Raw genomic sequence first — 9552 nt, forward strand, 5'->3', positions numbered from 1 at the left:
GGTAAAAAGCCTTTCTCCTTGCCGGAACCGCCAGTAATGGCCGAGCCTTTGCCCCGGAGAATGCCGCCAGAGTTTTGCCCGCCGATCCCCTGCGGGCCGCAAAAAAGGAATGCCCATGCAACTGGAAACCGCCTTTCAGAATCCGCAACTGTGCCACAGCCTTCTTGATCGCCTTAACCGCGCCCTTGATGGTCGCACAATGCGCTTCATGGAAGTGTGCGGCACCCATACAGTTGCCATCTTCCAGAGCGGCCTGCGCTCGCTCCTGCCCAAATCGGTAACGCACCTTTCCGGCCCCGGCTGCCCCGTATGCGTCACGCACGATGCGGAAGTGGCCGCCTTTCTTGAGCTTGCTGGCCGCGACCGCGTCATCATAGCCACCTTTGGCGACCTTTTGCGCGTACCCGGCCCCGGCGGCCTCAGCCTCAAACACGCGCAGGCCCAAGGCGCGCGGGTTGAGATTGTCTATTCGCCGCTGGATGCCTTGACCCTGGCGGCGGCCAACCCCGGCGACACCGTGGTCTTTCTGGGCATAGGTTTTGAAACCACCGCCCCCACCGTGGCCGCCACCCTGCTCACCGCCCAGCAGCGCGGGCTGAACAACTTCTGCGTGCTTTCCCTGCACAAGCTTGTGCCCCCCGCCCTGCGCATCCTGCTTGAAGACAGCCAGTGCGGCGTGGAAGCCTTTTTGCTGCCGGGGCACGTTTCCACCATTCTTGGGCTGGAACCCTACGCCTTTCTGGCGCGCGATTTTCATGTTCCCGGCATTGTGGGCGGCTTCCAGCCCGCCGACATTCTGCTGGCTCTCTGCCTCATGGCCGAGCAGATGCGCGATGGCAAGCCCGATGTGGTCAATGCCTACCCCCGCGCCGTGGACGACACGGGCAACCCCCGCGCCCGCGCCCTGCTGGAACAGTTTTTCCAACCGGCGGACGCACTGTGGCGCGGCATAGGCCGCATACCTCAGAGCGGCCTGGCCCTGCGCCCGGAATATGAGAGCATGGACGCCATGAAGCGCCTTGACCTCACCCTGCCGGACGTTCCCCCCCTGCCCGGCTGTCGCTGCGGCGATGTGCTCAAGGGGCGCATTACCCCGCCGGACTGCCCGCTTTTCGGCAAGCGCTGCACCCCCGCCACTCCCGTTGGCCCCTGTATGGTTTCCACCGAGGGCAGCTGCGCGGCCTACTTTAAATATTCGGAGCGATAATGGACGATTGCCTTCTTCTTGATGCTGGCAGCGGCGGCAGAGCCTCGCAGCGCCTTATTGCCCAGTGTTTCATGCGCCATTTTGCCAATCCCCTGCTGGAACGCATGGACGATGCGGCGCTTTTGACCGATATTTCCGGCCCGCTGGCCATGAGCACCGATTCCTACACGGTGACGCCCCTGTTTTTCGCAGGCGGCAGCATCGGCAGCCTGGCAGTGCATGGCACCGTCAACGACGTTGCCATGCTTGGCGCGCGGCCCCGCTACCTGAGCTGCGGATTCATCCTTGAAGAAGGCCTGCCCCTCGAAACCCTTGAGCGCGTGGTGGCCGACATGGGCGCGGCAGCCCGCGAGGCCGGGGTGAGCATTGTGACGGGCGACACCAAGGTGGTGCCGCGCGGCGCTTGCGACAAAATTTTCATCAATACCACAGGCATCGGCCAGGTGTTTGCCTCGCCCTCGCCCTCGGGCCACAATGCCCGGCCCGGCGATGCGGTGCTGGTCAGCGGTGCCATGGGCGACCACGGCCTCACGGTCATGGGCAGCCGCGAAGGCCTGTCCTTCCTTACGGATGTGGCTTCGGACTCCGCCCCGCTGAACCACATGATTGAAGACATCATCAACACGGTGGGCGAGGTGCACGTGCTGCGCGACCCCACGCGCGGCGGGCTTGCCACAACGCTCAACGAAATCGCCGAGCAGTCGCAGGTTTCCATCCTGCTTGACGAGGCCAGCGTCCCCGTTCACGAGGCCGTGCGCAACGGTTGCTCCTTCCTCGGCATGGATCCGCTGTACCTTGCCAACGAGGGCAAGTGCATCTGCATTGTGCCCGAAAGCAGCGCAGAAGCGGCTCTTGAGGCCATGCGCCGTTCCCCCTACGGCAAGGAAGCTGCCCGCATCGGCACGGTAACGGAAGGCAAGGCGCAGGTGGCGTTGCAAACCCGCATAGGGGGCCGCCGCCTGCTGGGCATGCTTGAGGGTGCGCAGTTGCCCCGCATCTGCTAGGGCATGACACTACGGTTCTTTTGCCTCCTGCCCACGTCAGAAAGCCTTTTTATTCCGCCCGAGTAGCATCCGCGCTACACTCCCTTTATAAAAACGCTTTCTTCCTTGGCAGGAGACAAAATACCTCGTAGTGCAACAACCCTAGAATAACTTGCCCCAATAATTTGCCAAAACAATTCGAAAGCAGAGATAATTACGGAGAAGCCCCTGAAACTGTTGTCTTTGTTTCAACCAAAAGCAGGAGCCTCCTGCCTGAAAGGAAAAAATATGGATTCCACCTACCAACGCGCCATGAACGCTACTGTGACCCCGCAGATTTTTTCCACAATGGTGAGCAATGCGCAAAAGGTGGCCGAAGCCTTTGCCGGTTCCGGCTCCGCCACTGTGGATGCAGAGAGCATTGCCGCCGTGTTCAGCCGCATGGTGGTCGCTCAGATCGAAATGTTTGAAAAGAAATAACGTTCATTTCACAAGATATGCAAAGGCAGAGGCCGTCCCTTGGGACGGCCTCTGCCTTTTACACATTGCACATTCTGCTCTTGCCCTGTTTCAGAGGGGGCCTGAAAAAACCTCAATTAAAAACAAATGCCCATTGGCGTCTGAGAGGTATTTCCCACGCAAAAAATACCAGCTAACTGACCCAGGGCGACATGTCCGCCCCTTTGCGCAGAGCCTCGCGCACGTCAGACCAGTGCCTTTCCATCTCTTCCAGCCGGGTCAGCAGGGCGTCTTCCGCCGGGGTACGCGCCAGCACTGCGGCCACGGCCCCCTGCTCGAACACCAGTCGCCTGTCTGCCGCCAGTGCCAGCACGGGATCGTGCGTTGCCATGACAATAATTTTGTCCGAGGCCAGCAGCAGATCAAGGGCCTTGCGCTTGTCCACTCCGGCGTTTTCAATTTCGTCAATGAGCAGCACAGGCGACCAGCTGAGCAAGGCTGTGTCCGCAATCATCAACGCGCGCGACTGCCCGCCGGAGAGCTGGGTCAGCTGCGTGCATCCGTCAAAGGATTCGCCTGCCAGTTCGTTGGCGGCGGCAAAAACCCTGGCCGCAGCGGTTTCAGGGTCTGGCACCTCGCGGCTCAGAGCGTGGGTGCGCAAAAAATCCATCACGCCCATGTCCAGCACAAAGTTCATGTTCTGGGTCAGCTGGGCCACCAGCCGCCCCTGCAGATCAAAGCGCGTGTCTTCATCGGGTTCCGCGCCGTTGAGCAGCACAGTGCGGCCCGTTGGGGTATCGCCTGCGGCAAGGGATTCAATATCGCTCAGAAAGCGGCTCTTGCCAGCGCCCGTTGGCCCCAGCAGGGCCGTGATTTCACCGGGGCGGAAGTGAATCTCCGTCTTTTCCGGCTGGCCTGCCTTGTCGCGGCCTGGGGTCAGGCTCAGACTGCGCAGGGCCAGCTCCATATTTTCACGCTCCATGGCCTTCTCCAAATTCCGCCTTTTTGACGTTGCCCTTCTGATAGCGCGCGCCGATGCGCATTTCGCTCAGGCAATAGGAGCAGATGGCAGCGGGCATGGCAAAGCGCAACCGCATGTCGGTTACGGAGGCAATGTCCGGGGCAACAGCCATGATGGAGGCAAGCTCCGCGCAGCCCTGCCCGGTCAGGCCGTTCACGTGGCGGATAACAGCCCGCTGGTTCATCTGCCGGATGCGGTAGCGGTAGACTTCGCGCTCTGCCTGCGAAACAAGATCGCCCTTGGTCACGGCCACCACATCGGCCAGCCGCAGCATGGGGCCGATTTTTTCCGGCGCGTCGATACCCATGAGATTGTCGATGACGCACAGGGCCAAGGCCCCGCGCAAATGGGGCGAACAGCGGTTGCACAGGCCTGCAGTTTCGATAATGCAGATGTCGGCCCCGGTTTTTGCGGCCCATGCAAAGGCTTCTTCCAGATTGGTGGCAAAAAAATGGTCGGGGCAAAGACCGCCGGAAAGAGCCACGGAAACGGGAATATCCGCCGCTGCGTAGAGTTCGTCGTCGCGGGTTTGCAGGCAGTCAAACTTGATGACGGCACAGGTTGCGCCCCGGGCCTTCAGGGCCGCGCCAGCCCTGACCACAAGCGAGGTTTTGCCGCACGCGGGCGGCCCCGCCACGGTTATGAGACGCATGCCGTGCCCGCCTGCAACCGCCGGAACTTCAAGGCCAGGATATCGCGCAGGCTGTTCACGTCGTTGCTTTCCACAAAATCCCAGCCCACCCATTTGAGCTTGGCCCCTGCGGGCAACTGCGAGGGGCGCGAACCGTCCACAGGGACAAACCAGGCGGCGCTGTCGATGCCGCCAAAGCCATTGGCAAAGAAGTCCAGCACCGGGGCCAGACGGGCCTTTTCAGACTTTTTTGCCAGCAAGTAGAGAGGGCTTGCGGCTGCGCCGTCCTCAGGCCAGACAATTTCCACGTGTTCCGGCAGCTTGGTGCTTTCGGCAAAAAACAAGGGAATGATAAAGATGCCCCCGGCATCGGGCGCGGCGGTGCCGCAGACCTTTGCCATACGCGAGGAGTGCATGAAGCTCTTGATGTTGGCGGCAAGCCCGGTAACGCCCGGTTCGCCAAAATCCTTGTACTGGTTGAGCAGCACGGCATCGGCCATGTCGTCGCCATCGCCGCACATGACAATCTGGCCGCGATAACGGGGATTCATGAGGTCTGCCCAGTTTTTCGGCGCTGGCAGGCCGTCCAGCTTTTTGTGATCTACCAGAAAAATGTAGGGCGTCACGCCGTAGATGGTATAGGCCCCTGCGGGGTCGATCAGCCCGGCATCGGCATACAGGGGATTCAGCACGCGGGGCTGCACGCTTTCAAATACGCCCGTGTTGACAAAACGCCGCACAAACTCCCCGCGCCAGAAATCGCCGTAGCCAATGGACGCTATCACGGCGGGCAGCTTGTTTGCGTCCGATTCCATATACAGCGGATCGTAAGGATCAACCGAGGTGCAGCCCATGGGTATGTGCGCCGTCAGGGGAGGATTTGCCGCAGCGGCAATGGCCTCGATGCGCTCCTTGACCACAAGCTTTACCGGGCAGGGAGCATAGAGCAGCAGGTCTGTTTTGCCCATGACGGGGATATCATCCTGCTGCTGCAATGACTGCATGAGATGTTCAAGCCTTTTCATGGCGCCTCTTTCCGCAAAAAGTTTGGGAACCACTCTGGGTGGAGCAAGGAACATGCCGATACAAGAAACTGTTCAACATGCCGAGATATAAGCTAATTCACCTTTCACCTTCAGCCGGAATCCAGACAATATTGTATCGCAGCCGTGCCGCAATACAATATTGTGCCCACAGCACGGTACGTGCCGGGGTTGGTTCTGAAATGCCGCTAATCCAGCGCGCTGAAGAGCAGCATGATGTTCAGCACGGTCACGATGCCAGTCAGCGCATAGAGCAGCAGCTTTGTGCCCTTGCCGTTGGCGTATTTGCCCATGACCTTGGGGGATGATGTCAGCGCCACCAGCGAAACCATGGTGATGGGCAACTGCACTGAAAGAGCCATCTGCGAAAGCAGCAAGCCCTTGAAGGGGTCGCTGGTCAGCCAGATGAGCACGAGGCCGCAACCCAGCGAGCCTACAATGCCCATGACGCTGTGCTTGTCCTTGGTATTGTAGGCTTCGCCCGCCATGCCCGAAGTCATGATACCGCCCGCCATGCCCGAGGTGACGGACGAGGCCACCCCGGCAAACAGCAGGGCCACGGCAAAAATCACAGAGGCGTTGTCGCCCAGCAGGGGCTTGAGCAGATCGCGGGCCTGTTCAAGTTCCGTCACGTGCTCCCCCGCTGTCCAGAACACCGCAGCTGCCAGAATGATCATGGCGCTGTTGATGGCCCAACCCACTAGCATGGCAAAGAGCGTGTCAAAAAATTCATAGTCGAGGCGTTTTTTGATAAAGGCGTCGCCCTCAAGGTTCCACTGGCGGCTCTGAATAATTTCGGAATGCAAAAAAAGATTATGCGGCATCACCACCGCGCCAAGCACGCTCATGATCACCAGCATGGAACCTTCGGGAAAGGCTGGCATCACCCAACCCACCGCAGCCTGGGGAAGCCACCCGGCGGGCACCAGCCACAGCTCATACAAAAAAGCGATGCCGATCAGCGACACAAAACCGATGATCCACTTTTCAACCTTATTATACGAATTGAACAGCAAAAGGGCACCAGCGAGCAGAGCCGTGAGAGTTGCGCCAATGGGCAAGGGGATGGAAAAGAGCATGCGCAGGGCAATGGCTCCGCCGAGAATTTCGGCCATGCTGGTCATGACAGAAGCACCAAAGGCGCTAAACAGCACAAGCCGACCGATGGTGCAGGGAAAATACTCCGTTATGGCCTCGGCCATGCACTTGCCCGTCACAATGCCCAGATGCGCCGCATTGTGCTGCAATACAATGAGCATAAAGGTGGAAAGGCTCACCATCCACAGCAGGGAATAACCGTACTCCGCTCCGGCGGCCAGATTGGCGGCCCAGTTGCCGGGGTCGATAAATCCAACTGTCACCAGCAGGCCCGGCCCTACAAATTTGAGGAACTCTTCGCCCTTATGGGCAATGCCTGACACATTGCACCTGCTCCAAAAGCTTGTTGCACTCATGTAAACCTTCCTGATCTTCAATTTAATTAATCGGCGGTGCGCAGTCTGACCGCGCAGCAACACCGGATGCTGCCATATTGCAACCTGACGGTATACGCACTCATAGGCGGCAGGCAAGTGCGGCCTGCCCCTCTTGCACGCACGGGGGATAGTACGTATGTGTCCTTGACCCCCATCGCTTTTTTCATGTTACATTTGTATTTCAGATATTAAGCTTCTGAAAAACAAACCGATAGTTTTATTAGCGTCAGATCCGCCAGACTGGTCGCATGTCCACTTCAGATTGAGCAGGAGCCTTGCTATGACTATCAGACTGCGCGTTATCCTAGGATTTCTTTTTACAATTATTGTGATGGCAGCAGGCACCCTGCCCTTCATGATCATGACCATGCGCAACAATGCCGAGGAAAGCTATATTTCCAATTCCTCAACCCAGTTGCGCCTCATGAACAACTATGTGGAAACATTCATCAGCGGGGCGGAGCGCGACGTCGCCCTGCTGGCGCAGGAACCTTACATTGCCGAAGCCGTGGGTCTTTTCCCCAACTTCTCCAACAATAAAGAAGCGGACGTTTTTCTTCGGGCCGATCTTTCGGTAGATGCCTTCAAAACCGTTCAACCGCTCGTGCGGCTCGACGAAGGCTCCGAAGATTACGTGGAAGCCTACGCAGGCTACACTGACGGAAGCTACGCGACCTCTGCCGACAATGCCACGGTGCCCGCTGGCTACAATACCAGCAAACGCCCCTGGTACACGCAGCGCGCGGCTTCTGCGCAAAAAGTCGGCCTGGCCGACAGCTACCTTTCCATCACTGGCGAACTTGTGGTGGCCATCACGCATAAAATGTTTTCGCGCCGGGGCGACTTTACAGGCGTTCTGGGCATCGACGTTTCGCTCAACGGCCTGTCGCAGCGCTTTGCCGAACTCAATTTCGGCAAGACCGGCTACTTCATGCTGCTTGAAAACACGGGGCGCATCCTCTGCGACCCGCGCAACAAGGATCTGACGGGCAAAATCATTGGCAAGGACATACAGGATCCCGGCCTTGTCAAGCTCTTCAACATCAAGGACGGCTCTCTGCAAACCGTTGTGAACGGGCGGGATGTTCGCGCCAATGTGCTCACCACGCCTCATGGCTGGAAGATCCTCATGCTCCAGTCTGAAGAAGAAATTTTTGCGGCTACCAATACAGCCGTGCGCGCCAGCGTAATCATTACCCTCAGCGTGGCCCTGATCATGCTGCTGATCGCCTGGGCCATAGCGCGCTCCATCAATCGGCCCTTGAGCCTTATTGTTAAAGAGGCCGACAAGGTCGCCACCGGCGATCTCAACGTGAACCTTGACGCCAGACAATTCTACGGCGAGCTGGCAGAACTGCACGCTGCCCTGCTGAACATGGTGAGCAACCTGCAGGAAATGATCACAACCGCCCGCCAGAAAGGCGAGGAGGCCCAGCAGCAGACAGGCCTGGCAAAAGCCGCCACAGAGCAGGCCGAGGCGGCCCGCAAAGAGGCGGAAAACGCCCGCCGCGAGGGCATGCTCTCTGCCGCCATGCAACTGGAAGAAGTGGTGAAGGTCATATCCTCCGCTTCAAACGAGCTTGAAGCCCACATCGGTCAGGCCAACCACCTTTCGAGCGAGTCGGCCCTGCGCCTCGGCGATGCTGCCACAGCCATGAACCAGATGAACGCCACAGTGCGCGAGGTGGCGAGCAATGCCTCGTCCGCTTCAGACATGTCTGACCAGACCAGAGCCAATGCTGAAAACGGCGAAAAAATCGTGCAACAGGCCTTGCAAAGCATTGACCGCGTACACTCTGTCTCCATGGCGCTCAAGGATGACATGGGTACGCTCAACGAGCATGCCCAGGCCATCAGCCGCATCATGAACGTTATTTCAGACATAGCCGACCAGACCAACCTGCTGGCCCTCAACGCCGCCATTGAAGCAGCGCGCGCAGGCGAGGCCGGGCGCGGATTTGCCGTGGTGGCCGATGAAGTACGTAAACTGGCGGAAAAAACCATGGCTTCCACCAACGATGTGGGCAACGCCATTGCGGCCATCCAGCAAAGCACCTCCAAGAGCGTGCAAAGCATGGACAATGCCCTTGAACAGGTGCAGACCGCCACAACGTTTGCAAACAAATCTGGCGAAGCCCTGCGCGAGATCGTCAACAACGCGCTTTCCACCGCCGATCAGGTGCGCGCCATCGCAACGGCCAGCGAGGAACAGTCCGCAAGCAGCGACGAGATCAACAAGTCAATCCTTGAGGTCAATGAACGCTCCGAGCAGACAGCCCACGCCATGAACGCCGCTTCCGGCTCTGTGGCGGATCTGGCAACGCAGGCCAACACCCTGAGCAAGCTGGTGGCCGACATGAAGCGCGGCTGACGCGACCCATACCTTACAACACCCATCGGGGCGTCCGCCATGCATAGGCGGACGCCCTTTTTATTTGGCGCGCGGCAAAAGCAGCAGAGCCTTGCCCGGTGCATCGGCAAATATAGGCTTGCGCCACGTAATTGTAACAAATCCATCATACATAACAGACGTAAGCGCGGGTAGTTATTGCCCTGCAGTTTTACTAATGCCACGGGAGCATACGATGAAGCCTTCGGCTGTTATGAACAACAGGGAACTGAGCTGGCTCAGCTTTAACGAACGAATATTGCAGGAAGCCCGCGACCACTCCACGCCGCTTATGCAGCGGCTGCGCTTTCTGGGTATTTTTTCCAGCAATCAGGACGAATTCA

9 protein-coding genes are annotated in these 9552 nt (G+C 58.8%); 5 read left to right on the plus strand and 4 right to left on the minus strand.

Going from position 1 to position 9552, the window contains the following annotated elements:
• Positions 1 to 115 precede the first annotated feature (115 nt).
• The 3 genes from hypD (at position 116) to VEZ52_RS02420 (ending at position 2670) form a co-directional block, all read left to right on the plus strand.
• Entirely contained in the window at positions 116 to 1207 is a 1092-nt protein-coding gene (hypD, locus tag VEZ52_RS02410; RefSeq protein ID WP_324835378.1) for a hydrogenase formation protein HypD, read from the plus strand.
• On the plus strand, positions 1207 to 2211 hold the full coding sequence (hypE, locus tag VEZ52_RS02415) for a hydrogenase expression/formation protein HypE (protein WP_324835379.1): 1005 nt from the start codon (positions 1207 to 1209) through the stop codon (positions 2209 to 2211). The genes hypD and hypE overlap by 1 nt, the downstream gene beginning before the upstream one ends.
• Before the next feature lie 267 nt (positions 2212 to 2478).
• Positions 2479 to 2670, plus strand: coding sequence for a hypothetical protein (locus VEZ52_RS02420; RefSeq protein WP_022659567.1), 192 nt, complete (start codon positions 2479 to 2481; stop codon positions 2668 to 2670).
• Between the two features lie 172 nt (positions 2671 to 2842).
• On the opposite strand, the gene VEZ52_RS02425 is transcribed toward VEZ52_RS02420, so the two are convergent.
• From VEZ52_RS02425 to VEZ52_RS02440, 4 genes are all read right to left on the minus strand, one after another.
• Positions 2843 to 3631, minus strand: coding sequence for an ABC transporter ATP-binding protein (locus VEZ52_RS02425; protein WP_324835380.1), 789 nt, complete (start codon positions 3629 to 3631; stop codon positions 2843 to 2845).
• Complete coding sequence (locus tag VEZ52_RS02430) at positions 3621 to 4322, minus strand: GTP-binding protein (RefSeq protein WP_324835381.1); 702 nt, start codon at positions 4320 to 4322, stop codon at positions 3621 to 3623. Before VEZ52_RS02430 ends, VEZ52_RS02425 begins: the two co-directional genes overlap by 11 nt.
• Positions 4310 to 5326 (minus strand): ABC transporter substrate-binding protein, encoded by a 1017-nt coding sequence (locus VEZ52_RS02435; protein ID WP_324835382.1) that lies wholly within the window; start codon positions 5324 to 5326, stop codon positions 4310 to 4312. Before VEZ52_RS02435 ends, VEZ52_RS02430 begins: the two co-directional genes overlap by 13 nt.
• 206 nt (positions 5327 to 5532) lie before the next feature.
• Positions 5533 to 6798: an Nramp family divalent metal transporter gene (locus VEZ52_RS02440; RefSeq protein ID WP_324835383.1), complete on the minus strand. Its 1266-nt coding sequence runs from the start codon at positions 6796 to 6798 to the stop codon at positions 5533 to 5535.
• A 301-nt stretch (positions 6799 to 7099) separates the two neighbouring features.
• On the opposite strand from VEZ52_RS02440, the gene VEZ52_RS02445 reads away from it, so the two are divergent.
• Both VEZ52_RS02445 and VEZ52_RS14585 read left to right on the plus strand, forming a co-directional pair.
• Positions 7100 to 9190, plus strand: a complete 2091-nt coding sequence (locus VEZ52_RS02445) for a methyl-accepting chemotaxis protein (RefSeq protein WP_324835384.1) — start codon at positions 7100 to 7102, stop codon at positions 9188 to 9190.
• Positions 9191 to 9422: 232 nt separating this feature from the next.
• Positions 9423 to 9552 (plus strand): hypothetical protein (locus tag VEZ52_RS14585; protein ID WP_349255758.1); only part of this gene is annotated, 130 nt, incomplete at its 3' end.

The sequence above is a fragment of the Desulfovibrio sp. genome (assembly GCF_035644575.1).
Lineage (GTDB): Bacteria > Desulfobacterota > Desulfovibrionia > Desulfovibrionales > Desulfovibrionaceae > Desulfovibrio.